This window comes from Aurantiacibacter sp. D1-12, assembly GCF_028858515.1.
Classification (GTDB): Bacteria; Pseudomonadota; Alphaproteobacteria; order Sphingomonadales; family Sphingomonadaceae; genus Alteraurantiacibacter.
Genome location: NZ_JAPJZJ010000001.1, coordinates 766399 through 793264, shown reverse-complemented (window position 1 = coordinate 793264; position 26866 = coordinate 766399). Strand labels below are relative to the sequence as shown.

At 60.3% G+C, this 26866-nt stretch carries 29 protein-coding genes and 2 tRNA genes; 23 read left to right on the top strand and 8 right to left on the bottom strand.

Going from position 1 to position 26866, the window contains the following annotated elements; translation table 11 throughout:
* The first annotated feature begins 3 nt into the window (after positions 1 to 3).
* From OOZ52_RS03980 to OOZ52_RS03955, 6 genes are all read left to right on the top strand, one after another.
* Positions 4 to 1302: a dihydrolipoamide acetyltransferase family protein gene (locus OOZ52_RS03980; protein ID WP_274697177.1), complete on the top strand. Its 1299-nt coding sequence runs from the start codon at positions 4 to 6 to the stop codon at positions 1300 to 1302.
* A gap of 95 nt (positions 1303 to 1397) precedes the next feature.
* A tRNA-Asp gene (locus OOZ52_RS03975) sits at positions 1398 to 1474 on the top strand.
* An 83-nt stretch (positions 1475 to 1557) separates the two neighbouring features.
* A complete protein-coding gene (locus OOZ52_RS03970) occupies positions 1558 to 2703 on the top strand; it encodes an iron-containing alcohol dehydrogenase (RefSeq protein WP_274697176.1) in 1146 nt (381 codons plus the stop codon).
* On the top strand, positions 2700 to 3134 hold the full coding sequence (locus OOZ52_RS03965; RefSeq protein ID WP_274697175.1) for an acyl-CoA thioesterase: 435 nt from the start codon (positions 2700 to 2702) through the stop codon (positions 3132 to 3134). Before OOZ52_RS03970 ends, OOZ52_RS03965 begins: the two co-directional genes overlap by 4 nt.
* 55 nt (positions 3135 to 3189) lie before the next feature.
* Positions 3190 to 3531 carry an ArsR/SmtB family transcription factor gene (locus OOZ52_RS03960; protein ID WP_274697174.1) on the top strand — a complete coding sequence of 114 codons (342 nt, stop codon included), beginning with the start codon at positions 3190 to 3192 and terminating at the stop codon, positions 3529 to 3531.
* The gene (locus tag OOZ52_RS03955; RefSeq protein ID WP_274697173.1) at positions 3524 to 4060 is read left to right on the top strand and encodes an SRPBCC family protein; all 537 of its coding nucleotides are present in this window, start codon (positions 3524 to 3526) and stop codon (positions 4058 to 4060) included. The genes OOZ52_RS03960 and OOZ52_RS03955 overlap by 8 nt, the downstream gene beginning before the upstream one ends.
* Position 4061: 1 nt before the next feature.
* On the opposite strand, the gene OOZ52_RS03950 is transcribed toward OOZ52_RS03955, so the two are convergent.
* The 4 genes from OOZ52_RS03950 to OOZ52_RS03935 form a co-directional block, all read right to left on the bottom strand.
* On the bottom strand, positions 4062 to 4283 hold the full coding sequence (locus OOZ52_RS03950) for a DUF2842 domain-containing protein (protein WP_274697172.1): 222 nt from the start codon (positions 4281 to 4283) through the stop codon (positions 4062 to 4064).
* Positions 4280 to 4870, bottom strand: a complete 591-nt coding sequence (locus tag OOZ52_RS03945) for a 5-formyltetrahydrofolate cyclo-ligase (protein WP_274697171.1) — start codon at positions 4868 to 4870, stop codon at positions 4280 to 4282. The genes OOZ52_RS03950 and OOZ52_RS03945 overlap by 4 nt, the downstream gene beginning before the upstream one ends.
* Before the next feature lie 294 nt (positions 4871 to 5164).
* Positions 5165 to 5485 (bottom strand): cell division protein ZapA, encoded by a 321-nt coding sequence (locus OOZ52_RS03940; RefSeq protein WP_274697170.1) that lies wholly within the window; start codon positions 5483 to 5485, stop codon positions 5165 to 5167.
* Positions 5482 to 5667, bottom strand: coding sequence for a hypothetical protein (locus OOZ52_RS03935; protein ID WP_274697169.1), 186 nt, complete (start codon positions 5665 to 5667; stop codon positions 5482 to 5484). The genes OOZ52_RS03940 and OOZ52_RS03935 overlap by 4 nt, the downstream gene beginning before the upstream one ends.
* A gap of 215 nt (positions 5668 to 5882) precedes the next feature.
* On the opposite strand from OOZ52_RS03935, the gene tkt reads away from it, so the two are divergent.
* From tkt to OOZ52_RS03900, 7 genes are all read left to right on the top strand, one after another.
* Positions 5883 to 7865, top strand: a complete 1983-nt coding sequence (tkt, locus tag OOZ52_RS03930; RefSeq protein WP_274697168.1) for a transketolase — start codon at positions 5883 to 5885, stop codon at positions 7863 to 7865.
* A gap of 15 nt (positions 7866 to 7880) precedes the next feature.
* A complete protein-coding gene (gene gap, locus OOZ52_RS03925) occupies positions 7881 to 8888 on the top strand; it encodes a type I glyceraldehyde-3-phosphate dehydrogenase (protein ID WP_274697167.1) in 1008 nt (335 codons plus the stop codon).
* A 136-nt stretch (positions 8889 to 9024) separates the two neighbouring features.
* Positions 9025 to 10224: a phosphoglycerate kinase gene (locus tag OOZ52_RS03920; RefSeq protein WP_274697166.1), complete on the top strand. Its 1200-nt coding sequence runs from the start codon at positions 9025 to 9027 to the stop codon at positions 10222 to 10224.
* Between the two features lie 4 nt (positions 10225 to 10228).
* Complete coding sequence (locus OOZ52_RS03915; protein WP_274697165.1) at positions 10229 to 10870, top strand: 2OG-Fe(II) oxygenase family protein; 642 nt, start codon at positions 10229 to 10231, stop codon at positions 10868 to 10870.
* Between the two features lie 81 nt (positions 10871 to 10951).
* Positions 10952 to 11839: a fructose bisphosphate aldolase gene (locus OOZ52_RS03910; RefSeq protein WP_274697164.1), complete on the top strand. Its 888-nt coding sequence runs from the start codon at positions 10952 to 10954 to the stop codon at positions 11837 to 11839.
* Positions 11840 to 11846: 7 nt separating this feature from the next.
* The gene (gene thiE / locus OOZ52_RS03905; RefSeq protein WP_274697163.1) at positions 11847 to 12464 is read left to right on the top strand and encodes a thiamine phosphate synthase; all 618 of its coding nucleotides are present in this window, start codon (positions 11847 to 11849) and stop codon (positions 12462 to 12464) included.
* A complete protein-coding gene (locus OOZ52_RS03900) occupies positions 12461 to 13036 on the top strand; it encodes a YdcF family protein (protein ID WP_274697162.1) in 576 nt (191 codons plus the stop codon). The genes thiE and OOZ52_RS03900 overlap by 4 nt, the downstream gene beginning before the upstream one ends.
* Here OOZ52_RS03900 and OOZ52_RS03895 read toward each other — a convergent pair whose 3' ends face one another.
* Positions 13037 to 13387, bottom strand: coding sequence for an elongation factor P (locus OOZ52_RS03895; RefSeq protein WP_274697161.1), 351 nt, complete (start codon positions 13385 to 13387; stop codon positions 13037 to 13039). It abuts the gene before it with no gap.
* A 124-nt stretch (positions 13388 to 13511) separates the two neighbouring features.
* On the opposite strand from OOZ52_RS03895, the gene efp reads away from it, so the two are divergent.
* The 4 genes from efp to OOZ52_RS03875 all read left to right on the top strand — a co-directional run bounded on the left by efp (position 13512) and on the right by OOZ52_RS03875 (position 15355).
* A complete protein-coding gene (efp, locus tag OOZ52_RS03890) occupies positions 13512 to 14075 on the top strand; it encodes an elongation factor P (RefSeq protein WP_274697160.1) in 564 nt (187 codons plus the stop codon).
* A gap of 41 nt (positions 14076 to 14116) precedes the next feature.
* Positions 14117 to 14425, top strand: coding sequence for a hypothetical protein (locus OOZ52_RS03885; protein WP_274697159.1), 309 nt, complete (start codon positions 14117 to 14119; stop codon positions 14423 to 14425).
* A gap of 1 nt (position 14426) precedes the next feature.
* Positions 14427 to 15245 carry an inositol monophosphatase family protein gene (locus OOZ52_RS03880; RefSeq protein ID WP_274697158.1) on the top strand — a complete coding sequence of 273 codons (819 nt, stop codon included), beginning with the start codon at positions 14427 to 14429 and terminating at the stop codon, positions 15243 to 15245.
* A 25-nt stretch (positions 15246 to 15270) separates the two neighbouring features.
* Positions 15271 to 15355, top strand: a tRNA-Leu gene (locus OOZ52_RS03875).
* 7 nt (positions 15356 to 15362) lie between these two features.
* Here OOZ52_RS03875 and OOZ52_RS03870 read toward each other — a convergent pair.
* Positions 15363 to 16445 (bottom strand): acyltransferase family protein, encoded by a 1083-nt coding sequence (locus tag OOZ52_RS03870; protein WP_274697157.1) that lies wholly within the window; start codon positions 16443 to 16445, stop codon positions 15363 to 15365.
* A 147-nt stretch (positions 16446 to 16592) separates the two neighbouring features.
* On the opposite strand from OOZ52_RS03870, the gene OOZ52_RS03865 reads away from it, so the two are divergent.
* Positions 16593 to 17174: a winged helix-turn-helix domain-containing protein gene (locus OOZ52_RS03865; RefSeq protein ID WP_274697156.1), complete on the top strand. Its 582-nt coding sequence runs from the start codon at positions 16593 to 16595 to the stop codon at positions 17172 to 17174.
* Between the two features lie 238 nt (positions 17175 to 17412).
* The gene (locus OOZ52_RS03860; RefSeq protein ID WP_274697155.1) at positions 17413 to 19212 is read left to right on the top strand and encodes an SLC13 family permease; all 1800 of its coding nucleotides are present in this window, start codon (positions 17413 to 17415) and stop codon (positions 19210 to 19212) included.
* Positions 19213 to 19215: 3 nt separating this feature from the next.
* Here the strand turns inward: OOZ52_RS03860 and OOZ52_RS03855 are convergent, their stop codons facing one another.
* Positions 19216 to 19737 carry a hypothetical protein gene (locus OOZ52_RS03855; RefSeq protein ID WP_274697154.1) on the bottom strand — a complete coding sequence of 174 codons (522 nt, stop codon included), beginning with the start codon at positions 19735 to 19737 and terminating at the stop codon, positions 19216 to 19218.
* 217 nt (positions 19738 to 19954) lie between these two features.
* Here OOZ52_RS03855 and OOZ52_RS03850 point away from each other — a divergent pair, with 217 nt between their 5' ends.
* From OOZ52_RS03850 to OOZ52_RS03835, 4 genes are read left to right on the top strand one after another with little or no spacing between them, the layout of a single operon-like run.
* A complete protein-coding gene (locus tag OOZ52_RS03850) occupies positions 19955 to 21340 on the top strand; it encodes a TIGR03013 family XrtA/PEP-CTERM system glycosyltransferase (protein WP_274697153.1) in 1386 nt (461 codons plus the stop codon).
* A complete protein-coding gene (prsK, locus tag OOZ52_RS03845) occupies positions 21340 to 23448 on the top strand; it encodes an XrtA/PEP-CTERM system histidine kinase PrsK (RefSeq protein WP_274697152.1) in 2109 nt (702 codons plus the stop codon). The genes OOZ52_RS03850 and prsK overlap by 1 nt, the downstream gene beginning before the upstream one ends.
* Positions 23448 to 24812, top strand: a complete 1365-nt coding sequence (gene prsR, locus OOZ52_RS03840; RefSeq protein ID WP_274697151.1) for a PEP-CTERM-box response regulator transcription factor — start codon at positions 23448 to 23450, stop codon at positions 24810 to 24812. The genes prsK and prsR overlap by 1 nt, the downstream gene beginning before the upstream one ends.
* Positions 24813 to 24837: 25 nt before the next feature.
* Positions 24838 to 25800, top strand: coding sequence for a bile acid:sodium symporter (locus OOZ52_RS03835; protein WP_274697150.1), 963 nt, complete (start codon positions 24838 to 24840; stop codon positions 25798 to 25800).
* Here OOZ52_RS03835 and OOZ52_RS03830 read toward each other — a convergent pair.
* Positions 25784 to 26851, bottom strand: a complete 1068-nt coding sequence (locus OOZ52_RS03830) for a DUF475 domain-containing protein (protein WP_274697149.1) — start codon at positions 26849 to 26851, stop codon at positions 25784 to 25786. The two genes, OOZ52_RS03835 and OOZ52_RS03830, sit on opposite strands and share 17 nt — an antisense overlap.
* Between the last annotated feature and the right edge of the window lie 15 nt (positions 26852 to 26866).

Here is a 26866-nt window from a genome sequence, read left to right as displayed (position 1 = left end):
GCCATGGCAAAGTTCACATTCCCCATGCCCGATATCGGCGAAGGCATCACCGAGGCGGAGATCGTTAAGTGGCACAAAGCCGTCGGCGACCGTGTCGAGGAAGACGAAGAATTCGTCGACATGATGACCGACAAGGCCACCGTCCCGCTGGAAAGCCCGGTGACCGGTACGATTGTCGAGATTGCAGGCGGCGAGGGTGACATGGTCGCCATCGGCAGCGCGCTGATGGTTGTCGAAGTTGAAGGCGAAGTGCCTGATGATGTGGCGGAGGAGGCTGCCGAAGCTGCTCCCGCTCCGAAGTCGGAAGAATTCGAAGAGCGTATCGAGGTAGAGAACCCTGATGCGAGCGATCAGGAAGATGCGGCTGCTGCGGCTCCCGAATCTGCACCTGCTCCCGCACCGACGCCCGCTCCGGCTCCTGCGCCAGCGGCCAGCAGCAAGGTTCTCGCAACCCCTGCAGTGCGCGCCCGCGCGAAGGACCTCGGCATCGACCTCGGCCAGGTGAAGCCCGCTGAGGACGGTCGCGTGCGCCACGCCGACCTCGATGCTTTCATCAGCTATTCGGGTGGCTTCTCGGGTGCCAGCAAGGCTGGCGCGGACGAGGAAATCAAGGTCATCGGCCTGCGCAAGCGCATCGCCGAGAACATGTCCGCCGCCAAGCGCAACATCCCGCACTTTACCTACGTTGAAGAATGCGACGTGACCGAGCTTGAGCGCACCCGCGCGCAGCTTAACGAGAATCGCGGTGATCGCCCGAAGCTTACCATGCTGCCGCTGCTGATCACTGCGATCTGCAAGGTGCTGCCCGACTTCCCGATGATCAACGCGCGTTATGATGATGAAGCAAAGATCGTCACCCGTCACGGCAGTGTGCATCTGGGTATGGCGACCATGACCGATAATGGCCTGATGGTCCCGGTGATCCGCGATGCGCAGGGCAAGAACCTGTACCAGCTTGCGGGTGACATCCAGCGCCTTGCCAATGCGGCGCGCGATGGCACGGCGAAGTCGGAAGAGCTGTCGGGCTCGACGCTCACCGTCACATCGCTTGGTCCGCTCGGCGGTGTCGCGACCACGCCGGTCATCAACCGTCCGGAAGTCGCCATCATCGGCCCGAATCGTATTGTCGAGCGCCCGATGTTCGTGACCGGTCCCGACGGTGTCGAGCGCGTCGAGAAGCGCAAGCTGATGAACATCTCGATCAGCTGCGATCACCGCGTAGTCGATGGTTACGATGCTGCTGCATTCGTGCAGGAGATCAAGAAAATGATCGAGGCTCCGGCACGCATTCTGGCGGGGTAGAAAAAGAGTTCAAAAAGGCGCGCAGAGTGTGTTGACAGCCAATCGGCCCTCCACTAGATGCGCGTCTCCCAAGAGGCGCTAGGCCGCTTAAATGCGCGGGTGTAGCTCAGTTGGTTAGAGTATCGGCCTGTCACGCCGAGGGTCGCGGGTTCGAGTCCCGTCACTCGCGCCACTTGGGACATTTCTTACATCGCTGGACATCAGCCGGTTGGGCGCCCTTGCGCGCACGCCCGCGCGGCGGCATGCATGGCCGCGATGAACAGATTCAAATTCCACTACGGCCCGCAGGTGGTCAGCGGCTTGGGCGCCAGCGGCGATCTCGATCCCTACGTGCCCGAAGGCCCGATCCTGTTCGTGACCGATGCCAATTTGCGTGCTCTCGGCCTGACTGATCGCGCGCTTGCCAGCCTGCGTGAGCGCCACGAGGTGAGCGTGTTCGACGATGTGCAGGAAGACCCGCATGAGGCGAGCGTGCTCGCGGCGCTTGATATGGCCCGGGAAATGGGCGCCACAGGCGTGGTCGGCTTCGGCGGGGGCTCGCCGATGGATGTGGCCAAGGCGGTGGCGTACCTGCTCGGGAGTGGCGAGCGTATCGCGGACATCTATGGCGTTGGCATGGCTTTGGGCCGGCGCGCGCCGTTGCTGCTGCTCATTCCAACTACTGCAGGCACAGGCTCGGAAGCGACCAATATCTCGATTTTGACCGTCGGCGAGACCACGAAGAAAGGCGTCGTCAGCAATGCCCTTTACGCAGACTACGCGCTGCTTGACGCGACGCTAACCACAGGCCTGCCGCGCCACGTGACTGCCGCAACGGGTATCGACGCGATGGTCCATGCGATCGAGGCGTACACGACACGGCGGTTGAAGAACCCGATCTCGGACGCGCTGGCGAAGGAGGCATTGCAATTGCTTTCCGCCAATCTGATTACGGCATGTGAAGAGCCGGACAACCTCGATGCGCGCGATGCCATGCTGCGCGGGAGCTATCTGGCGGGCGTGGCTTTTTCCAATGCGCCTTGCGCGGGGGTACATGCACTGGCCTATCCGCTTGGCGGTCATTTCCACGTACCGCACGGACTTTCCAATGCGTTGATGCTGCCGCAGGTTCTCGCACACACGATGTCCGCAGCGCGCGACCTTTACGCCGAGCTTGCTGTCGTGATGCAGCCCGGATGCGCTTTGCTCGGAACGCAGGCGAGGGCGCAGGCTTTCGTCGAATATATGCGCGATCTCGCGTTGCAAGCAGGCCTGTCGCCCCGGCTCACAGATGTGGGCATTGGCGCGGATGATCTCGATCTACTCGCCGACGAGGCGATGAAGCAGGAGCGTTTGCTGGTGAACAACATGGTAGAAATCACCCGCGACGATGCGCGGCGCATGTATGAGGCAGCGCTATGAGCAATCGACCAGATCCCAAGCCCCGGAGTGCCTACAAAGCCTTCCGTAAGATCCCGACACGTTGGGCGGACAATGACGTCTACGGCCACGTCAACAACGTTACCTACTACGCCTGGTTCGATACGGCGGTGAATGCCGAACTGGTCGAGCGCGGCGTGCTCGATGTTGAACAGGGCGCGATCATCGGTCTCGTGGTGGAGACCCAGTGCCGCTACTTCGCTCCGCTTTCTTTTCCGCAGACGGTGGAAGCCGGTGTGCGGGTGGCAAAGCTCGGCACATCGAGCGTGCGTTACGAGGTAGGCATTTTCGCCCAAGGAAGCGATGAACCGGCGGCTGAGGGGCATTTTGTTCATGTCTACGTTGATCGTGAAACGCGCCGACCTGTGCCGCTGCCCGAGGATTGGCGCACAGTGCTGGATGGGCTGACCTGACGTTACTCAACCAAACGGTTGACTTTTCCAACTGATCACTCCATTGCTCAACCATATGGTTGAGCAAGAAGCACTCGATGATGTCCTGAAGGCACTCGCCGACTCTACGCGACGGGTAATGATCCAGCGGTTGAGCGAGGGGGAGCGGACAGTCGGCGAACTGGCGGAGCCGCTTTCCATGTCGCTTGCGGGTGCATCAAAGCACGTCGGGGTGCTCGAAAGCGCGGGGCTGATTACCCGCGAGCGGCGGGGCCGGGAGCGCGTGTGCTCCCTGCGTCCGAATGCTCTTCGCGAATTGCGCGATTGGGTCGCGCACTATGCCGAATTCTGGGACTCGCGGCTCAATGCGCTCGATGCTGCACTGAGGGCGGACAATGCGGAGGAAGACGATGAGTGAATATGGCAGACTGGTTACGCTGGACACGATGGAATTCCGCCGCATCTTTCCTGCGCCGCCGGAGAAGGTATGGGAATTCTGGGTCGATCCCGAAAAGCGCAAACTGTGGTTCTGTGGCGGATCAACTGATGGCCGCGAGGGTGGCGAGTTGGTCTTCGCCTTCGATCACACGCGCCTTTCGGAAAGTCCGCCGCCTCAAAAATACGCCTGCGAAGAAGTGGCCGAGCACAATGCCCGCATTCTAGCCTGGGATCCGCCACATCGCCTCGCCTTCACCTGGTTCGAATCGCAGGGCGACATGTCGAGCGAAGTCGATGTGCGCTTTACCGCGACGGAAGACGGACAGACCGAGTTGCACCTCGTCCACACTGGTCTTGTAGGACGTGACATGCTGATCGGGGTATTCGCAGGCTGGCACGGCCATTTCGACCTGCTTGCCGAGGTTTTGGTGGGGGATCGCACAACCGACTTCTGGATCCGCGACCAGGAGCTGGAAGCGATCTACGCCGAACGTGTTCCGGAAGGCTAAGCTACTTCTCGCCCCAGTTGCCGGTTTCCATCCAGATCAGGAAATTGCGTAGCGGCAGTAGCCATATAAGGCCGAGCACAAGGTAGACGAGTGCCTGCAACAGGCCCGGCCATCCGCCGATCAGTCCGGGGACATAGCGAGCAATGACCACGCCATAGACGAGCAGCGCGGCTAGCAGGCCAAGCACGCCGACAGGGATGCGCCAGGTGGGTTCGGTTCTCATTGTTCGAAAGGTCCGTAGATGCGGGTGGGTGTGACCACGGCGGTCAGCGGCACATCGTGCGCCTCGCGGGGAAGGGAGTCGACTTTCTGCACATCCCAGGCGAGGCCGATGGCAATGGTTGCAGGGTTCTTCTCCAGCCACCGATCATAGAAGCCGCCGCCCATGCCAAGCCGGGCACCGTCCTGTGTAAAGCCGACCAGCGGCACGATCAGCACTTGCGGCGTTACCATCGTCGCGCTTGCGGCAGGTTGCATCAAGCTTTGGGGGCCTTCCTCGAGATCGCTCTCGCCATAGGGATCGGTGTGGATGTGGAAGGTCATGTCGCCATCCATATTCTCGATCCGGGGGAGAGCAATCGGGTGGCCAGCTTCCATGAAAAAGCGCGCGTAGCCGCCGGCTGGTGTTTCGCCATCGACTGCACGGTAGAGGCCAATGGTCGCGCCCTCCGGCACCAGTCCAAGCACGGGAGCAGGCGGGCGGCGCATGACCAGCGCGCTGACTTCGGGCGGCAAGGCTGCGGCATGCTCGCGCCGGGCCTTGCGAAGCTCAATGCGCTTGACGCTCTTATAGGCGGTGATGTCGTTCATGCCGATGATCTAGGCGCTGTTGCCTTTCGGGGAAACCCCGCCCTCAAGCAGCGAAGCGTTAGGGCAAGAAATGGCGCCCTCAAGCAGTGAAGCGGTAGGGCGTCAAATCATGTGGCGGAACCACCATGGGTCGTTTTCCGGGAAATCCTCTGACGCCTAAACGTCAGGTGGGCGCCATATGCACCGACGCCACGGCCGAACCGGTACGTCGGGCAGGGACAGCTCCCTATTTTTGCTTATAGCCTCAGGGATATTCGCACCTGGCTCGTGCCGGGCAGTCCCGCCGCGATCTACTTAGGAGGTGATGGCTCCGGTCTCAAGCTGCATTGCAAGAGATTCGAGATGATCGGCCATCGCCTCCAGCTTTTCGGCTGTCGCCACATCCAATTCGGACGGATCCGGCGTGGGAGCACCTGTCTTTGCCTCGTGCAATTCGTCAGCCAGCAAAAGCGAGGCGTAGAGCAATACGCGTTCGGGTGATTGACCGTGAAGATTGTCGAGCTCCGCGAGCTTGGCGTCGATCGAAGTGCCGAGCATTTCGATATGCGGCTCTTCACCTTCGGCACAGGCAATGGTGTATTTCCGCCCGGCGATTTCAAGAGTGACGTTACTCATCGCTCCAGCGCTCCGATCAGGCGATCGATCTGCTGCAACGCCTCGCCCGCTTCGCGCTGCAGTTCGGCATAGCGGGCTTCCAGCTCGGGGTCCGATCCGGGGCCGCCAGAGGGAGCAACATTGCGCGCAGCCGCTTCAATACGACCCGTCGCCGCTTCTATCCGGGCAAGCGCTGCAGTCACGCGCTCAGAGATCGCATTTGTCTCCATACAACCAAATTAACCAATATTGCCGCCGCAGCAAAGTGATGGGCGCGAAAGCTGTGAATAATCCTCACGCAAAATTGCGCCAAATGCCCGGTTCACCGGGAGCTTTGCTTGACCTTGGAGGCGGCCCCCACCACACAGCCTCTAACCGAATCGCCTCCGAAAAGTGTGGCGAGCGCATGGAGCATTGCATGAGCGACGAGCAGACCCGTTTCACCAATATGGCCAATGCCATTCGCGCCCTTTCGATGGACGCAGTGCAGGCCGCCAATTCGGGGCATCCGGGTATGCCGATGGGTATGGCCGATGTCGCAACGGTGCTGTGGTCCGATTACCTGAAGTTCGATCCGGAAGCACCGGGCTGGGCGGATCGCGATCGCTTCGTGCTCTCGGCAGGCCACGGCTCGATGCTGATTTACGCGCTGCTCCACCTGTCGGGCTATGATAGTCCGACGATGGAGGACATCAGGAACTTCCGTCAGGTTGGCAGCCCGTGCGCCGGGCACCCTGAAAACTTCCTGATTCCTGGCGTTGAAGCAACAACCGGTCCGCTGGGGCAAGGGCTTGCCATGTCGGTCGGCATGGCCATGGCGGAGCGTCACCTGAACGCGGTGTTCGGAGACGAGCTGGTCGATCACAAGACCTGGGTCATCGCGGGTGACGGGTGCCTGATGGAAGGCATCAACCACGAAGCGATCGGCCTTGCCGGCCACATGGGCCTCGGCCGCCTGATCGTGCTGTGGGACGACAATAACATCACTATTGATGGCGAAGTGGGCCTGTCTTCGTCTGAGAACATCCCCGCGCGCTATGAAGCGACGGGTTGGCATGTCGCGCACTGCGACGGTCATGATCCAGTCTCGATCCGTCGGGCTATCGATGAGGCGCTTGCCGAAACAAACAAGCCCTCGCTGATCCGTTGCACCACGGTGATCGGTAAGGGCGCGCCCAACAAGGGTGGCACCAGCGCGGTGCACGGCGCTCCGCTGGGCGATGACGAGATTGCCGCTGCGCGCAAGGAACTTGGCTGGGAGCATGATCCGTTCGTGATCCCGGACGAGGTGATGGCTGACTGGCGCGCGACCGGAGAACGTAGCAAGCAAGCCCATTCTGAATGGCAGGGCCGCCTTGAGGCAAGCGATCAAAAAGCCGAATTCAAGCGCCGTATGGCGGGTGAGCTGCCTGAGAACTTCTCGCTCCACAATTACACCCAGCGCCTGATGGCAGAGCCGCAAAAGGTCGCGACCCGCAAGGCGAGCGAAATGGCGCTTGACCAGATCAACGCCAAGTTGCCCGAAACCATCGGCGGTAGTGCTGATCTTACCGGTTCGAACAACACCAAGGCGGGCGGCATCGGGCCGATGACCGCGCAGGATTATTCGGGCCGCTATGTCTATTACGGCATCCGCGAATTCGGCATGGCTGCAGCGATGAACGGCATGGCGCTGCACGGTGGGATCACCGCCTATGGCGGCACCTTCCTGATCTTCACCGACTATGCGCGCGGGGCGATCCGCCTCTCGGCGCTTCAGCAGTGCCCGGTCGTCTACGTCATGACGCATGACAGTATCGGGCTGGGCGAAGACGGACCAACGCACCAGCCAATCGAACATCTGCAGAGCTTGCGTGCCATGCCCAACATTCTGGTGATGCGCCCGGCCGACGCGGTCGAGACCGCCGAGTGCTGGGAAATTGCCCTCCGCCAGACTGATCGCCCCACCGTGATCGCATTGAGCCGCCAGGGCTTGCCGCAGGTGCGCAATTCGCCCGACGAGACCGACCAGTGCTGGCACGGTGCCTATCGCCTGAAGCGTGCGGGCAACAAGCGCGGTGTGGTGCTGGTGGCGACCGGTTCGGAAGTGTCGCTTGCGCTCGAATGTGCTGAAAAGCTCGAGAAAGAGGGCATCGGCGCAGACGTTGTTTCGATGGTCTGTACTGAGCTGTTCGATGCGCAGAGCGCCGAGTACAAGGCAGACATCCTGCCCGCAGATATTTGCAAGGTTTCGATTGAAGCCGGGACCACCTATGGGTGGGAGCGATACACGGGCACCGATGGCCTGAACTTCGGAATTGACCGCTTTGGCGCTTCGGCACCAGCGGGCGAGCTGTTCAAGAAGTTTGGCCTGACCGCGGACCAGATTGTGCCGCAAGTTTTGAACAAGATCAACGGATAAGCAGGAGTTTTTAACATGGCGACGAAGGTTTCGATCAACGGTTTCGGGCGTATCGGACGTCTGGTTGCGCGCGCAATTCTTGAGCGTGATGATCACGATCTGGAGCTGGTGGCGATCAATGATCTGGCCGACACCAACGCCAATGCCCTGCTGTTCGGCTTCGACAGCACGCACGGCCGCTTCCCCGGCACGGTGGAAGTCGACGGCAATAACCTGGTCGTCAACGGCAAGCGCATTGCGGTGACGAGCGAGCGCAACCCGGGCGATCTGCCGCACGGCGAAATGGGCGTGGACATCGTGCTCGAATGCACCGGCTTCTTCCAGAGTCACTCTGCCGCCAAGCCGCACCTTGATGCAGGCGCCAAGCGTGTGTTGATCTCTGCACCGGCGAAAGAAGTGACCGCGACCATTGTTTACGGTGTGAACCATGACATTCTGACTGCGGATGACGTGATCGTTTCCAACGCCAGCTGCACTACCAACTGTCTTTCTCCGGTTGCCAAGGTGCTGAACGATCTGGTGGGTATCGAGCGTGGCTTCATGACCACGATCCACTCCTACACCAACGATCAGCGCATGCTGGACCAGATGCACAGCGACATGCGCCGTGCTCGCGGCGGTGCGCAGAACATGATCCCGACTACCACCGGCGCTGCCCGTGCGGTTGGCCTGGTGCTGCCCGAACTCGCCGGTAAGCTGGACGGTTCTTCGGTTCGCGTGCCGACACCGAACGTGTCGCTCGTTGATCTTGTTTTCACCCCAGGGCGTGAAACCTCGGCAGACGAGATGAACGCTGCACTGAAAGCTGCATCCGAAGGCCCGATGAAGGGAGTACTCGACTACACCGACAAGCCGCTCGTCAGCAGCGACTTCAACCACCATCCGGCAAGCTCGACGATCGACTCGCTGGAAACCGCTGTGCTCGAAGGCAAGCTGTGCCGCGTGGTGAGCTGGTATGACAACGAATGGGGCTTCTCCAACCGCATGATCGACACTGCGGGCGCAATGGCGAAGTTCCTCTGATCTAACTCCCCTCCCGCTTGCGGGAGGGGCCGGGGGTGGGCATGGGCCTGCAAGGCCCACCCCGCTGCGACTAGGCAGACAAGCTGCCAAGTCTCACTGCCCCTCCCGTGAACGGGAGGGGAATGGGAGTGTCAAAATGAGCTTCAAAACCCTCGATGATCTGCCGCAGGATCTGACCGGCCAGCGTGCTCTGGTGCGGGTCGATCTCAACCTGCCGATGAAAGATGGGCAGGCGACCGACCTGACCCGTGTAACTGCCGTTGCACCTACCATACTCGAACTCGCGGATCGTGGTGCGAAGGTGCTGCTACTCGCGCATTTCGGTCGCCCGAAAGGCGAGCGCAATTCGACTATGAGCCTGAGCTACGTTCTGGGCGATGTCGAGCGGGTGATAGAGCGTGAGATCATGTTCATTCCCGAAATCACCGGGCCGGTGGTGGAACAGTCGGTCGGCATCCTGAGCGATGGCGACATCGGAATCCTCGAAAACACCCGCTTCTGGCCGGGTGAGGAAGCCAACGATCCCGAATTCGCCAGGGCTATCGCCGAGAATGGCGATATCTACGTGAACGACGCCTTCTCCGCCGCACACCGTGCGCATGCTTCGACCGAAGGCCTCGCCAAGCTTCTGCCCGCCTATGCCGGCCGCGCGATGGAAAAAGAACTGAAGGCGCTGGATGCTGCGCTTGGCACTCCCAATCCACCGGTTGCCGCCGTGGTAGGCGGAGCGAAGGTCAGCACCAAGCTCGCTGTGCTCGAAAACCTCTCTCGCCAAGTCCAGCACCTGATTATCGGCGGCGGCATGGCCAACACCTTCCTCGCTGCGAACGGCGTGAATGTCGGGAAGAGCCTGTGCGAACACGACCTGACCGATACAGCGCGTGCCATCATGGATGCAGCGGACGGGGCCGGATGCACGATCCACCTGCCGTATGATGTGGTGGTGGCCAAGGAATTCGCCGCCAACCCGCCGAGCCTGCGCACCTGCAACGTCCATGAAGTGGCTGAGGACGAGATGATCCTCGACGTTGGTCCGCAGGCGGTCGAGGCTCTGGGCGATGTGCTCAAAACCTGTGCCACTCTGGTGTGGAACGGCCCGATGGGTGCCTTCGAAACCCCGCCGTTCGATGAAGCGACCGTAGCGCTGGCAAAAACCGCTGCTGCGTTGACGCAGGCTGGCGCCTTGACGTCAGTTGCCGGAGGCGGCGACACCGTGGCCGCGCTCGCGCATGCGGGTGTGACTGACGATGTGACTTACATCTCGACCGCAGGCGGTGCTTTCCTCGAATGGATGGAAGGCAAGGAACTGCCTGGCGTCGCGGCGCTCAGCGCCTGATTCGATGGCGGATACCAACCACCTCTTCGCCACGCCCTTCGTCATCGACCGCCTGCAGAGTGAAGCGGGGATCGCCATGCTGCGCGACGCGATCTTTGCGGAGATGGATCGCGACCGGAAGGGTGTCTCCATCAGCAATATCGGTGGCTGGCATTCCAACACGCAAATGCTCGAATGGGGCGGGGAGGCGGCCAAGGCGCTGGTGTTCAAGGCTATCACGATGGCGGAAGAGGCCAGTGTAGATGTGAAAAGCCCCGATGCGAGCCGCTTTGGCTGGCACGCAGAGCTGTGGGCAAATGTCAGCGAAAAGGGCAACGCCAACCAGTATCACACCCATCCTGGCAGCTTCTGGTCGATCGTTGCCTATGTTGATGACGGGTATGAGGGTGACGACGATCCGACGCTGGGCGGAGAGCTGCAGCTGCTCGATCCGCGCAGCCCTATGGTGCAGATGACCGCGCCCGATCTACGGATGAAGGACGCGAGCGGCGCTGCGCAAGCGCACGAAATCTCCATCCGCCCGCAGACCGGCATGATCGTGATGTTCCCCAGCTGGCTCCAGCATGCGGTTCGCCCTTTTTATGGAGAGGGAACGCGGATTTCGGTGGCGATCAATCTGTCGACGGGTTTGAAGAAACCGCATTGATTCCGCTCCCCTGGTGTTGCGCTCCTCAAACGCGCGCAATAGGAGCACATGCAAACAAATCTCTGCGCTGAGGAGCACCGCATGAACACCGCTGAAATGACCACTCGTATCGCTACCGGAGCAGGCTTTATTGCTGCGCTTGACCAGTCCGGCGGTTCAACGCCCAAGGCCCTGCGCGGGTATGGCGTGGAAGACGATGCGTGGAACGGTGATGACGAGATGTTTGCCGAGATCCACAAGATGCGCAGCCGCGTGATTACCGCGCCCAGCTTTGCCAATGGCAAGGTAATCGGCGCGATCCTGTTCGAAAAGACCATGGACGGTCAGGTCGACGGCAAGCCGACGCCCGATGCGCTGAAAGAACGCGGCGTGGTGCCCTTTATCAAGGTCGATCAGGGCCTCGCCGATGAAGATAACGGCGTGCAGCTGATGAAGCCGCTCGACAAGCTTCCGGCGCTGCTCGAAAAATCGGTCGCCAAGGGCATGTTTGGCACCAAGATGCGCTCTGTCATCAAGTCGGCGAACCCGGAAGGTATCGCGGCCAACGTTGCGCAGCAGTTCGAAGTCGGCAAGCAGATCATCGCTGCGGGCCTGATGCCGATGTTGGAGCCGGAGTATGACATCACCGCAAGTGACCGCGCGGAGGGTGAGGAAATCCTCAAGGCCGAGATCCTGAAGGGCCTAGACGCGCTGCCCGAAGGCCAGCAGGTGATGCTTAAGCTCTCGATTCCGGTGAAGGGCAACCTCTATCGCGAGCTGGTCGAGCACCCCAAGGTGCTGCGGGTTGTCGCGCTGTCGGGCGGTTACTCGACTGACGAAGCCTGCCGCGAGCTCGCCAAGAACAGCGGCATGATCGCAAGCTTCAGCCGCGGTCTGCTGCAAGACCTGCGCCATCAGCAGAGCGACGAAGAATTCGACGGCGCGCTCGGTACCGCGATCGATTCCATCTGTGAGGCTTCGGTCGCCTAAGCGCAGTATGCCCGACTGCCAGCTCTACCTGATCTCCCCGCTCGACGTGGGTGGGGACTTTCCCCAACGTCTCGACCGTGCTTTGGTAGCGGGGGAGGGGCTGGTTACCGCTTTCCAGTTCCGCGTGAAGGGCCTGGATCAGCACGAGGCGGCGCGGCTTGCCCAGCCATTGCTCGAAATCTGCCAGGCGCGCGACGTAGCCTTTATCGTGAATGACGATGTCGCGCTGGCGCGGCGGCTCAAGGCCGATGGCGTGCATCTGGGGCAGGGTGACGGAGACGTGAGAGAGGCGCGTGAAGAACTCGGCCGCGAAATGCAGATCGGCGTGACTTGCCACGCCAGCCGCCACCTCGCGATGGAAGCGGGCGAGGCGGGGGCGGACTATGTCGCGTTCGGTGCATTCTTCCCCAGCGAAACCAAGGCCAGCGAACACCGGCCCGAGCCTGAACTGCTCGAGTTCTGGAGCGATCTGTTCGAAATCCCGTGCGTCGCGATTGGCGGTATCACACCGGGCAACTGCAGGCCGCTGGTTGAGGCAGGCGCGGATTTCCTCGCTGTGTCACACGCGGTCTGGGGCGGCGATGAAGTCGTAGCAATCGAGGCCTTCCGGAAGGCAACGAGGTGAAGAAGCTCCGCCGGGCGATTCTGCCTGCACTGGTCGGGTGGCTTGGCGCGATTGCCTACTGGATTGGCGCGGGGCCGCCGGAAAGTCCTTCTGCCAGCGCTGACGTCGCCATCGTGCTCGGTGCCGCGGTGGATAGCTCTGAACCGTCACCCGTTTTCCGTGAACGGATTTCGCACGGCATTACCCTGTTCAACGAAGGCCGTGTGGAGCGCCTGATCTTCACTGGCGGACGCAGTGAAGAAGATGCGTTAGCCGAGAGCGAAGTGGCACGCGACATGGCTCTTGCCGAAGGCTTGCCGGAAGAGGCGATCCTGATCGAAACCGAATCCGGCACAACCATGCACAATCTCGTTGAAGCGCAATTGCTGATGCGGGATGCCGGCCTTGATAGCGCCCTGATCGTTTCCGACCCGCTCCACATGCGCCGCGCAACCGAAATGGCCGACGCCTTGGGAATGCAAGTGCAGGCCAGCGCTACCCCGACCACCCGCTATCGCAGCTTTTGGCCGAAAGCACAGTTCCTCGCGCGCGAGGTCTACTTCATGCACCATTTCTGGCTGTTCGGCGAATAGTCAGCGGCCCGAGCGTACGCAGCGCAGGCGACCAGGCTCTCCATCGACGATTTTTCTCAAGAATCCATCCGACTGGATGCGGTAGCGGTCACCATTGCGCGGGCCACTGGTCATCGTCAGCGTGTTGCCGCGGCGCAGATAGGTTCCGTTGCCTTGCGGGGAGGAATAGCGCGAGGCGCTGCGGATGGTGAAGTTCTCTTCCGGTTGCTCAATGCCTACCGCGCCGCCGGCATCGCCGGGCATTTCGCAAACATAGCGACCACGCTCCACAGTGCCGATCTGCCCCTGCGCCAAGGCGGGTACAGCGGCGAGAGTGCCAAGCATGACAATCGGGAAGAGAGCCTGTTTCATGGACGCAGCCATAGCAGCCATTGCTGACGCCGTCATGAACCTTGTGCATCGCAGCTTGCCGTTGAGCGCACTTGCAGCTAGGGCGCGCGGCAATCTTTGACAATTTGAACCAACGAGCACTCCCATGAAAATCAGCGGTGTGGACATCCGTCCCGGCAATATCATCGAATACGAAGGCGGCATCTGGAAAGTTGCCAAGATCCAACACACCCAGCCGGGTAAAGGCGGCGCATATATGCAGGTTGAGATGAAGAACCTGCAGGATGGCCGCAAAACCAACGTCCGCTTCCGCAGCGCTGACACGGTGGAGAAGGTGCGCCTCGATACGCAGGAATACCAGTTCCTGTATGAAGATGGCGACATGCTCGTGTTCATGGACACCAATACCTACGAGCAGATCAACTTGCCGAGCGACCTGTTGGGCGATGCACGCCCGTTTCTGCAGGATGGCATGTCTGTCCAGCTGGAACTGTGGGAAGAAAAGCCCATCAGCGTGCAGCTGCCGCAGCAAATCGAAGCCGAAATTGTCGAGGCCGATGCGGTTGTGAAAGGGCAGACGGCCTCTTCCAGCTACAAGCCGGCAGTGCTCGATAACGGCGTTCGTATCATGGTACCCCCGCACATCGAAAGTGGTACGCGTATCGTGGTGGACGTTTACGAGCAGACCTACGTCGGCAAGGCTGGTTAAGGGTGCGATCCCCTTTCTTTCTCCTTGCAGGTTTACTGCTTTTGGCAACGGCCATTTTCCACCTCACCGGCCTTTCCATGGTCGGTGGCTGGATGGAAGGCGTGCAGGGACGGACAATCACCGCGTTATGGATAGCGCCGGCAATTGGATGGATGGCCGTGTCCGCTTTTTGGACCTATCACGCATTTTCTGGCGAAACGCCAAGTTGGTCCGCGACACTGGTCACAGCCGCAATTCCACTCGCTGTTGCGATTCCACTCGCCACCTATGTCGCTCCTACTCACCCGGGCGGATACATGCTTATCGCCGCGAGCACACTCGCGCTTGTTGCAAAGAAGAGATTTTCGTAAAATGGCTGCAGTCCCAGCAATTGTCCGCGTGATGGAAAAGGCTGCCCGCAAGGCGGGTGGCCGGTTGCGTCGTGACTTCAATGAAGTCGAGCACCTGCAGGTCAGCCGCAAGGGGCCTGCGGATTTCGTTTCCAAGGCCGATCGTGCGGCAGAGCGTATCCTGTGGGATGAGCTAAAGGTCGCGCGTCCGGGGTGGGGGTTCCTGATGGAAGAAGCGGGCGAGCTTCCCGCTGACGAAGGCATGCCGCGTTTCATCATCGACCCATTGGATGGCACCAGCAATTTCCTCCACGGTATTCCGCACTTCGCGATTTCGATTGCCGTGCAAGAACGCAAGCTGGGCAGCGACGAGTGGGGCGAAGTCACCTCTTGTGTTATTTACCAGCCGATCACCGACGAGACATTCTGGGCAGAGAAAACGCGTGGCGCCTGGCTGCACGATGGCCGTTTGCGCGTATCGGGCCGTCGCCATCTGTCTGAAGCACTGATTGCCACCGGCACTCCGTTTCAGGGGCACGGCGACTTTAGCGAATGGAGCCGTATTTTCGGCGCTGTGGGCCCGGAAGTGGCGGGTATCCGCCGTTTCGGTGCCGCCTCGCTCGATCTTGCATGGCTTGCTGCAGGCCGTTTCGACGGTTTCTGGGAAAGCGGCCTCAACCCGTGGGATACGGCGGCTGGTTGTCTTCTGGTGCGCGAAGCGGGTGGTTTCGTGACCGATTATCGCGGCCGCTCCGAGCAGATCTGCGACGCGCAGGTTATCGCCGCGAACGACCCACTGCATTCACGCTTGCACAAGCTTGTTGCCAACGCTCTCAAGTAGAGGCTAAACGCCTCCCGCGCTTCGGGCCTCTGTGGCGGAATTGGTAGACGCGCTCGACTCAAAATCGAGTTTCTAACGAAGTGCCGGTTCGAGTCCGGCCAGAGGTACCAAGCGTTCTTAAGCGACTATTGCTGCAGCTTCTTCGCGCTCGATCTGGCGGCGACGCACGCGCGCCTGCCGCCATTTGTCCACCGGGCGCTCTACAAATACCATCAGCAGAGCCGAAACCGTGAGGGTGATCCCGATCACCGACCACACGGGGTAAGGCACTTCATATATCAGTACCCCAGCCACCACGATCAGGTGCGTCAGATAGATGGGATAGCTCATTTCCCCGATCCAGCGATCCCAGCTGATGTTCCGCGTGAGAGCAAAGGCGAACGGCGCGCCCGCAGCGATGCCGATGTACACGCTCCAAGCTTGCACCTGATAACCGGCTCCTGTCTGTGGCAGGAACACGATCAGCACCACCATTGCAGCGAGCACCGCGCCGTGTAGCCATTTCGGCAGGTCTTCGACCAGCGGCAGCGCGCGATAGGCGATCATGCCGAACAGGAACATGAAGAGCGCGGTGGAGAACAAGCGGCCTTGCCACAGCCCGAATTCCACCGGAATCCAGTATCCGGCAATGCGCAAACCGATACTGGCAGCAGCGATGACGGCAATCACCCACAGTTGCTTGCGCGCCAGCCAAGGGGCGACAGCGTAAAACATCAGCTCGATCGAAAGGCTCCAGCTCTGCGGCACGATCAGCGCCTGCCATGCGACCGCGGTCGTCTCGGTCGGAAGGCCGCCTTCAGGATCGAAAACCAGGCTCCCGTCGCCCTCGAGAGAGAACCAGTAGAGCAGGTGTTGGCCGATCACGAAAATGTTCTCGAACAGCATCACCACAGCGGTCAGCGGGTTGGACAATGCCGCTTCAAAAATGCCCGCGCTCGATGTGACAGTCATGTTGAATGCGATCAGAACGACAATACCGATCAGCATGACGGCGAAATAGGCAGGGGCCAGACGCAACAGGCGATTGGAGTAGAACAACCGCGTATCGGCGTATTTCTCATCAAGGATGAGTGCCATGTAGAATCCGGACACGATATAGAACGCCTGCACCCCCAAAGCCCCGGAAATGAAGTGGAAGGTCGCAGGTGGAAGGTGCGACAGCAGAACCGAGAATGCGAGAAGGAAGCGGACGATGCCCATCGTGATACCCCTGATCGGCTACGCCCGAAGGTGCGCCGAATTTTCGTCCCGCGCTTTCTTATTCAAAAAATGAGTCATATTTCAATAGAAAGTTTGTGCTCTATGCCCAGATTGCTATTCTGAGAGTGCGCAAAAAGGATGGATAGGTTGAAGCAGTCAGCAAGCGAAACGGATGATCAGGGCGAGACGATGTGGATCCTCGATCCCGTGCAGCTGCGATGTCTCGCATCAGCCGCGCGGCTCGATATCGTTGACCAGCTTGCAGGACACGGCACCATGTCGATCAGTGAGCTGGGTAAGGCACTAGGGAGGGAGCCAAGCTCGCTCTACCACCACATGCGGCAACTGCTGACACACGGCCTGGTGCTCGAAGACGGTACACGGACGGTGAATCGCCGCGTGGAGAAGCTCTATCGCACCCCGTCACGCCGGATGCGACTGCGCAAAGCGCTGGCAGATCCTGCCAACGCTGACATCATGCGTGACCACGTCCGTGCTCTGCTGCGCCAGGCTGAGCGGGACTTTGTCGCCGGACAAAAGCTGCCCGGTGCCGCGGTTGAAGGTCCTGACAAGACGCTGGGCTTCGCACGGTTGGTCTCTCGCATGGACGCCGAACGGCTCGAACGGTTCAATGCCTTGCTGGAGCAGATGGCGGAACTGATGTGGGAGGAGAATGAGCCCGATGCTCCCGGGATAACCTTTACCTGGGTGCTGGCCCCGACCGAGTGATCCGGTCTTTCCTACAGAGACTGTTGTGTACTCGACTGCGATTCATGAAAATTGCAGCATTTTACTCTCGCAAGACAGCTGAACCGGAAGGTGGCACTTAGCACGCCGAATAAGCCGATTTACGCCTTGGAGAGGTAAAAACACTGTTTTGCTGAGATCCCATGTCGGTGTTTCACATTGCCCCGCACTGCGAAACACGCTTGCAAAAGAGGCCAAGCTTTGAGAACCCCTGTCGCGAATGATTGAAGCACCATCTCCCCATGCCTTTGCTGCGATGGCGCTAACCGTCATCGTCTTCTACATGTTCGTGCGCAACCGCATCTCGATCGAGATCGTGTCGCTCTTGGCCATCGCGATTATTGCGGTGGGGCTGTACTTCTATCCCATGCCGCATACGCAGCAGACCGACGGTCTGGCGCTCGCTTTCTCCGGTTTCGGACATTACGCGTTGATCACCATCTGCGCGCTCATGGTGATGGGTAGGGGATTGGTGGTTACCGGCGCGCTGGAACCAGCAGCCCGCTTCCTCGGGCGGATCTTCAAGATCAACCTGCAATTAGGCCTGCTGCTCTCGCTGTTGATCGCTTTTGCACTGTCGATGGGTGTGAACAACACGCCGGTACTGGTGCTGCTGATCCCGATTTTCGTGACTTTGGCCGCCAAGGGCGCGATGCCGGCATCGAAAACGCTGATGCCGCTCAATGCGTCGTCTCTGTTGGGTGGTCTGGCAACGACCATCGGGACCTCGACCAACATCCTTGTGGTGGCGATTGCCATCGATCTCGGCATGCAACCGATGGGTGTGTTCCACTTTACCCCGATTGTGTTGCTCGCCTCGCTCGTGGCGCTGCCATACATCTGGCTTGTCATGCCGCGCATGATGAAGGACAACACGCCGACTAAAGCGGAAGAGGAACGCTGGTTCGTGACGCGCTTGCGCGTTCCGCCGGGCAGCAATCTTATCGGCAAGCACTTCGATGAAGTCGTGGGCATGCTGCCCGAAGACTTCCGCTTTGAAGAACGTCCTGATGGTCCGTTTGCCGCGGGTCAGAAGCTGAAGGTCGCCGGGACGCACGATGCGCTGGAAGACGCGGTGCGCGTTCTCCAGGGGCAGATCGCTCCGGGCTGGGTGGTCGATAGTGTCCAGCGTGAGGCACAGGAGCACGGTGCGGACATCAATGTGGTCGAGATGGTGGTGACCGCTGACTCGCGCCTGATTGGCCGTACGCTGGCAACCTCCGGCATTGCGGACCGCTACGGAGTAGGTGTGCTGGGGATACACACGCCTGATCGCCCGCTCCGCTATGATGACCCGGAATTGCTGCACGGGGAAAAGCGCCTCGCCGAAGGTGACGTGCTGCTGGTGATGGGACTTGCGCACACGCTCAATGATTTCGCCCAGAGCGACAGCCTGTTGCAGCTGGAAGGCGCCCGCGAAGTGCCGCGCCGTTCAAAGGCTCTGCTTGCTGCAACCATCATGGGTGTCTCGGTCGGCTTCGCATCTGTCGGACTAGTGCCGATTGCCATCGCGTCGCTGGGCGGCGCGATCCTGATGTTCCTGACAGGTTGCGTGAAGTTTGACCGCGTGGGCCGTGCCCTGTCAGCACAGGTGATCGTGCTGGTGGCGGCGAGTATCGCTATTGGTCGTTTCGTACTTGATAGCGGTGCCGCGGGCTGGCTTGGCGAGTCACTCGCGCTTGGGTTGCAATACCTGCCACCGGCCGGTGTGCTGATGGCGATCATGATCTTCGTTACGATCCTAACGAACTTTGCCTCGAATGCGACAGCGGCCACAGTGGGCACGCCCATCGCCTTCGCCATCGCGACCGAGCTGGGCTTGCCGCAAGAACCGCTGATCCTGGCTGTGCTGTTCGGGTGCAACCTGTGTTACGCAACACCCATCGCCTACCAGACCAACATGCTGATCATGGCGGAAGGGAACTACCAGTTCGGCGACTATGTGAAGACCGGGGTGCCGCTCGTGCTGATCATGGTGACTACGCTCAGTTTCCTGTTGGTGACGACCTACGACATGTAGCGATCAGGCAGGCGCATCACCGTTGCCGCCGCGATGGCCGCTACGGCTTTCGGTTGCCCGCTGGAAGTTGCGAGCACGGTCAGCATCGGACTCGCCATTGCGCATCTCAGGAGGAAGGGCTTCGAGGAAGGCTCTGTATTCGGTTTCGCTCATGGCGTCGATCCAGGCCTGGTCATAGCCCCTGACCGAAATGCGTCCCGCTGGCTCGGCGCGTGCATAGTCCGCGCTGCCTCCGGTTCCCCATGAAGAGACCGTAGGAGCGCCGTAGGATCCGCCGCCCTCGTCGCCGAAAGAGCCCCTGGTGCGCACTTCTTCGGCACCAATCAGGCGAGGAGCTTGTGCCTCCACCTTGTCCGCAGCTTCTGCGACGGTGACAGGCTCCTCCTCTATGCCTGCCTGCTCAGCGCGCGCCTCTCGCTGGTCGCTATCGGCAAACATGGCGATCGTCGCCGTGAGGGCGAGCGTAGCCATCGCGAAATGCTTGTAGAGCTTCAGCGGGATAGGGGGCTTGGACAGCTTGGCCATAGGACGTTCATACGCGCAGAAGCGTTAATGGGCCGAGCCGGAAAGGGGTTAATTCCGGATTACTCAGCCATGAAATTGGAGCGTTGGGCATGCGGTTGGAGGCCCCGGAATTGCCCGTATTTTACAGTCTGGTGTAAAATTTACCGACATTTCACATGTCGCGGTTAACGCAAGACCCGTCCGGAACTTCCTCCGGGCAGGTTTTTCGGTCGGAGCGATGATTCGTCTCTTCAAACACTATATCCCGCATGCCGTGCTCCTGCTCGGGCTGCTGGACTTCGTGCTGCTGCTGATTGCAGGTGATCTTGCATGGAAGTTGCGGGCTGCACAGATCGGCATTGATCCCGGCTTGCTGACGGATCGCGCGTTGGCGCTGCTTGGTTTCGCCGTGACCACGCTGACCGCAATGATCGCAGTCGGCGTCTATGGGGCAGAGGCACTACGCTCCATGCGCTTCGCATGTGCACGGCTGCTGGTAGCAGTGAGCCTTGCGATTCTGGCCTTGGCACTGATTGATTTCGTGCTGCCGGGGCAGACATACTGGCGTTCGATCCTGCTGTTTGCGATGATACTCGCCATCACGCTGTTGGTCCTTAATCGCGTGATCGTAGGTGGAATTCTCGGAACGTCAGCCTTCCGGCGTCGTCTGCTTGTGGTAGGCGCAGGGCATCGCGCCGATCGCCTCCGTAAGCTGAGTGAAAGGCCGGAAAGCGGCTTCACCATTGTCGGTTACGTCAACATGTCCGAAGCGCTGCCGGTTGTGCCCGAGGCTATCAATCGCTCGGCGATCAAGGATCTGTCCGGGCATGTTGCCAATCTCGGCGCAAGCGAGGTCGTGCTGGCGCTAGAAGAACGCCGCAATTCGCTTCCGCTCAAGGATCTGGTTCGGGTAAAAACGACCGGCGTACATGTGAACGAGTTCTCCAGCTTCCTGGAGCGCGAAACAGGCCGTGTCGATCTCGATACGCTCAACCCGAGCTGGCTCATCTTCTCGGACGGATTTTCGTCGGGCAGGGCAATTTCGAGTGTCGCCAAGCGTGCGTTCGACATTCTTGCCAGCAGCCTGCTGCTGTTGCTGACCTTCCCGGTGATTCTCCTGTTTGCCGCCATCGTGAAGCTTGAAAGCAAGGGCCCGGCATTCTTCCGCCAGAAGCGGGTAGGGCTTTACGGCCAGACTTTCGAACTGATCAAGCTGCGCTCCATGTGCAACGATGCGGAGAAGGATGGGTCCAAATGGGCCGAGAAGAATGACCCGCGCATCACCCGTGTTGGTGCCTTCATCCGCAAGGTTCGGATCGATGAGCTTCCGCAGGTATGGACGGTGCTCTGCGGCCATATGAGCTTCGTTGGGCCACGGCCCGAGGTTCCAACCTTTGTCGAGGATCTGGACGACAAGCTGCCCTATTATGCGGAGCGCCATATGGTGAAGCCCGGCATCACCGGCTGGGCGCAGATCAATTACCCTTATGGTGCGAGTATCGAGGATGCGCGGCACAAGCTGGAATACGATCTCTACTACGCGAAAAATTACACGCCCTTCCTCGATCTTCTGATCATGTTGCAGACACTGCGCGTTGTGTTGTGGCCGGAGGGCGCGCGATAATGGGCGTTGCCTGGGATCTTGTAGTCTATCTGGCCTATTTGTCGGCGGCCGGCTCTGCAGTGGCGCTGGCACTGTGGCTGGCGACCAATCAGCGTGCGCAAGGCCCTGCGATTACCGCAACGGCGGCCGCGCTTGGCTTTAGCGCTGCCTGGGCATTCTCTGTTGCCGGCTTCGGGGCAGACATGTTGGTCACCGAGCTTTTGCAGGTGATGAGCTACCTCGCGCTGCTGTGGATGCTCTATCGTCTGTTTGGGCATGATGATCGTGACAAAAGCCTTGGCCCCATCCGTCCCGTGGTTGCGGCGCTGGCCTTTGTCGAGTTGATGCAATTCGCTCTGATCGGCGCGCGTCTGCAATATGAATTGCAACCTGACGCGCAGCAGCTCATCATGCAGTTCGGGATCACATTCCGGCTGTTGCTGTGCATCGGTACGCTCGTGCTGCTGCACAATCTTTATGCCGGTGCGGCGCAGCAAGCCCGCGTAACACTGAAATGGCCCGCGGCTGCGCTGGGTGCGCTGTTCCTGTTTGACCTCAATTATTACACGATTGCCTATCTTGGCAGCGGGACACCTGACCTGCTAGCAGATCTGCGGTCGGTGGTCCTGCTCGTCGCGGTGGTGCTTCTGGCCATGGGGCTGGTGCGCAACGAGAACGAACTGCGTTTCAGACCTTCGCGCAGTTTCGCTTTCCAGTCCTTCTCGTTGCTGCTGATCGGCGCCTATCTTGTGGTGATGGTCGTGGTGGCGCAGGGCCTTTCCTACGTCGGCAGCGACTATGGTCGCATGTTGCAAACGGGCTTTGTCCTGCTCGCCAGTGTCGTTGCGCTCACGGTGCTGCCGTCGAAGCGCCTGCGGGGCTGGCTGCGTGTCGTAATGTCGAAAAACCTGTTCCAGCACCGCTACGATTACCGGTCTGAATGGCTTCGCTTTACCGATACGATCGGTCGCGCCGGGGCGCAGGCGGCACCACTGTTGGAGCGCGCCGTGCAGGCTGTTGCGGATATTACCGACAGCCCGTCAGGCTTGCTGCTGACTCCGCGCGAGGAAGGCGGGCTCGCTCTGGCTGCACGCTGGCAGTGGCAGCAGCTCGATGTGCCCGGCGATGCGCTGAGCGCGGAAGGTGCCCGGTTCTTTGAGCAGAGCCAGTTCATCCTCGATCTCGATGACCTGCGGCGTGATCGGCAGGAAGGCATTCCTGCTGCGGCGTGCCCGCAGTGGTTGCTGTCCAACCCTGAAAGCTGGGCAATGGTCCCGCTGCTGCATTACGAGCGGCTGGTGGGTGTTGTCGTGCTCGCACGTCCGGTAATTGCCCGTCAGCTCGATTGGGAAGACTTTGACCTGCTGCGGATTGTGGGTCGCCAATTGGCGAGCTACCTGGCCGAACAGACCAGTCAGGATGCGTTGGGTGAAGCGCAGCGGTTTGATGAATTCAACCGCCGCATTGCCTTCGTCATGCACGATATCAAGAACCTTGCCAGCCAGCTCTCGCTGCTGGCCAAGAATGCAGAAAAGCACGCGGACAAGCCGGAATTCCGCGCAGACATGATCCTGACACTACGCAACTCGACCGACAAGCTACAGGCGCTGCTTGCACGCTTGAGCCGTTATGGCAGCCTTGGCGGCAAGGAGCACGGCGAATTCGCGCTTGAAGCAATGCTGAAACGTATCTGCGAGCAGTACAAGAGCCAGCATGAAGTCAGTCTGGTCGAAGACGCCGCCTGCATTGTGCGGGGTGACGAAGAGGCGCTTGAACAGGCCCTTGTCCATCTGGTGCAGAATGCGGTCGAAGCGAGTGAGAATGGTTCACCGGTCTTCCTCAACTTGCTCGTCGAGCCGGGCAATGCAGTGATCGAGATTGTGGATGGCGGCGGCGGGATGTCGCCCGAATTCATCCGGACCCGGCTGTTCAAGCCGTTCCAGTCCTCCAAGCCCGGCGGCTTCGGCATCGGCGCGTTCGAGGCACGCGAGCTCGTACGCGCAATGGGTGGTCGGTTGGACGTCGAATCAAGGGAAGGGCTGGGGACGCGCTTTGTCATCCGCCTTCCGCTCAGCGGAACAGCCGATCTGATCCGCGACATGCAGAATAACTCCAAAGAGGTGGCGTGATGGCCGAACACAAACCCAAATTGCTGATCGTCGAGGACGATGAGGGCCTGCAGGCACAGCTCAAATGGGCATACGAGGACTTTGACGTGGTGATCGTTGGTGACCGCCAAAGCGCGATTGCCGCGCTGCGCGCAGAAGAACCGCCGGTTGTAACGCTCGATCTTGGCCTGCCGCCCGATCCCGATGGCACAACCGAAGGGTTCAAGGTGCTCGACGAGATCATGGCATTGAAGCCCGATACCAAGGTTATCGTCGCTTCTGGTCACGGCGCACGCGAAAGTGCGCTCAATGCTATCGAGCACGGCGCCTACGATTTCTACCAGAAGCCCGTCGATATCGAACAGCTGGGCTTGATCGTTCGCCGGGCATACAGACTGCACGAGATCGAAGAAGAGAACCGTGCACTCGCCGCCAAAGCGGGCGAGGGCAATACGGTGCTCGGAGGCATGATCACCTCGGCCCCCGAAATGGTGAAAGTGGCGCGCACAATCGAGCGTGTGGCGAACACCAATGTCTCGGTCATGCTGCTTGGCGCGAGCGGGACGGGCAAGGAACTGCTCGCCAAGGGGCTGCATGATGCGAGCGATCGCAGGAGCGGCAATTTCGTTGCCATCAACTGTGCGGCGATCCCTGAAAACCTACTCGAAAGCGAACTTTTCGGTCACGAGAAGGGTGCTTTTACTGGCGCAGTAAAGACTACCGAAGGCAAGATCGAGATGGCCGATGGCGGCACGCTCTTCCTTGATGAGGTGGGCGATATTCCTCTGCCCTTGCAGGTGAAGCTGCTGCGCTTTCTGCAAGAACGCACAATCGAGCGGATTGGCGGGCGTAGCTCGATTACCGTTGATACGCGCATCGTCTGTGCAACGCATCAGGATCTTGAGGCGATGGTGGCGGACGGTCGTTTCCGTGAAGACCTGTTCTATCGTCTTGCCGAAATCGTTGTGAAGATCCCCGCGCTTGCCGAGCGTCCGGGTGATGCGGCGCTGCTGGCAAAAGCCTTCCTCAAGCGATTTGCCAACGAGATGAACCCCGCTGTGACCGGCTTTGCGCCCGACGCGCTGGCGGCAATCGATGGATGGGGCTGGCCAGGTAACGTGCGTGAGCTGGAAAACCGTGTGAAACGCGCGGTGATCATGGCTGACGGCAAGCTGGTGGGTGCGGAAGATCTCGACCTGACGGGAGATGACGAGGAAGCCGCAGACGTTCTCAATCTGAAGAGCGCGCGCGAGCAATCGGACCGCAAGGTCATCCGCCACGCACTGGCGCGAACCGAGGGCAATATCTCGAGCACAGCCAAGATGCTCGGTATCAGTCGCCCGACGCTCTACGATCTGCTCAAGCAATACGACTTGCACGCCTGATCGGCACGCGGCACACCGCGCGACCATGATGGGGCGCATCCTGACACTGTTCGATCCGCTGGTGCGGCTGCTGCTGGTAGCAATCCTCCTCGCCAGCGTGCTGCCCGTGACGGGCGAGGGCCGAGCGATTGCGCGTAGTGTGTCTGACGCGGCGATCTTCCTGCTGTTCCTGCTCAACGGTCTGCGTCTGCCACGTGCGCAGGTGATTGCGGGTCTCAAGAACCTGCGCTTTCTGCTTCCGCTGACCGTCTTTGTCTTCGGAGCAATGGGGCTGGCCGGTTGGTCGGTTTCGGCACTGGCCGAGTACCAATTGCCGGCAAGCGTGGCGCTGGGTTTCATCTTCCTCGGAGTGCTGCCTTCAACCGTTCAATCGGCTACGGCGTACACCTCGCTTGCAGACGGGAACGTAGCCAACTCGGTTGTTGCCGCCGCGGTGCTCAACATTCTGGGCGTCTTCATCACCGCGCCGGTCATGGCGATAGTTGCGAGCAGCGGCGGGCAAGGCATCGATCTGGGAGCGCTGGAGCGCATTGGCATGATCCTGTTGTTACCGTTCTTGCTCGGCCAGCTCCTGCAAGGCCGGCTGGGCCCGATGGTGGCGGATAAGAAGCGGTTGTTCAGCTGGATGGACCGGATTGCGATTGCGATTGCCGTTTATGTCGCCTTTTCTGCTGCGGTCGAGCAGGGCTTGTGGGCTTTGATTTCCCTGAGCGAGTGGGGCGTCTTCCTGTGCCTCGTTGGCTTAATGCTGTCAGTTGGGTTTTTTGGCGCATGGTGGCTCAGCGGAGCGCTTAGCTTGTGCAGAGCCGACCGGATTTCTTTCCTTTTCGCCGGGGCGCAAAAGAGCATCGCCATGGGAGCACCACTCGCTGCGGTGCTGTTTCCTCCCGAGATTGCCGGGCTCGTGCTGCTGCCCGTGCTGATCTATCACCTGCTCCAGCTGGTGATCTCGGCACCGCTGGCGAGCCGCTTCAATCCGTCGCGGTAGCTTCGGCAGCCTTCTCGGTGCGGTTGTGGCGGATGGACCACCACAGGCTCAGGCCGATTAGCACCACACCGATCAATCCAGTGATAGCTTCGGGGATGTGGAACACCGCAGAAGTGAGCATGATCGTGCCAAGCGCGATGATCGCCCAGAACGCGCCGTGCTCCAGATAGCGATACTCGGCCAGCGTGCCCTTGCGCACCAGGTGGATCGTCATCGACCGCACGAACATCGCGCCAATCGAAAGGCCAAGAGCGATGACGATCATGTTGTTGGACAGAGCAAAGGCCCCGATTACCCCGTCGAAACTAAAGCTCGCGTCTAGCACTTCGAGGTACAGGAACCCGCCAAGCCCCGACCGCACCACCGCGCCGCTGGCCTTCTTGGCTTCTTCGCGCATGTTGAGCCATTCGCCTAGCGCGTCCACCGCGATGTAGGTGACGAGACCCAGCAGGCCTGCCGTAATGAAAGTCAGTGCATCGGTATCGGAGAGCTGCGTTGAGATGCCCCAGATCACCACCAGCAGCAGACCGATCTCGATGGCTGGCAGGGCGGCAACCTTGGTCAGGCGATGCTCGAGCACACGGATCCAGTGCACGTCTTTGTCTGAATCGAAGAAGAACTTGAGGCCAACCATCGCAAGGAATGCGCCGCCGAACCCTGCGATACCGATGTGCGCGCCCGAGACGATCTCCTCGTAACGTTCGGGATCGTTGAGCGACAGGTTCACAGCCTCGATAGGTCCGATGTTCGCCGCAATGGCGACGATGGCGAGCGGGAAGACAATGCGCGTCCCGAACACCGCAATCGCAATACCCCATACGAGGAAGCGCTGCTGCCAGACAGGGTCCATTTCTCGCAGGACGGTCGCGTTCACCACCGCATTGTCGAAGCTAAGCGAAACTTCGAGGATCGAGAGGATCAGGATAATCCACATGATCTGCAGCACCGCGCCCCAGGTGTCGGTGCTGGCAATCGCATACCACAGGCCGAGGCCGAGACAGGCGGCGGTGAAGACAAACGAGAAGGTGTAATAGCGCAGCAGCGTTGCCATGCAGGTGATCCTGAG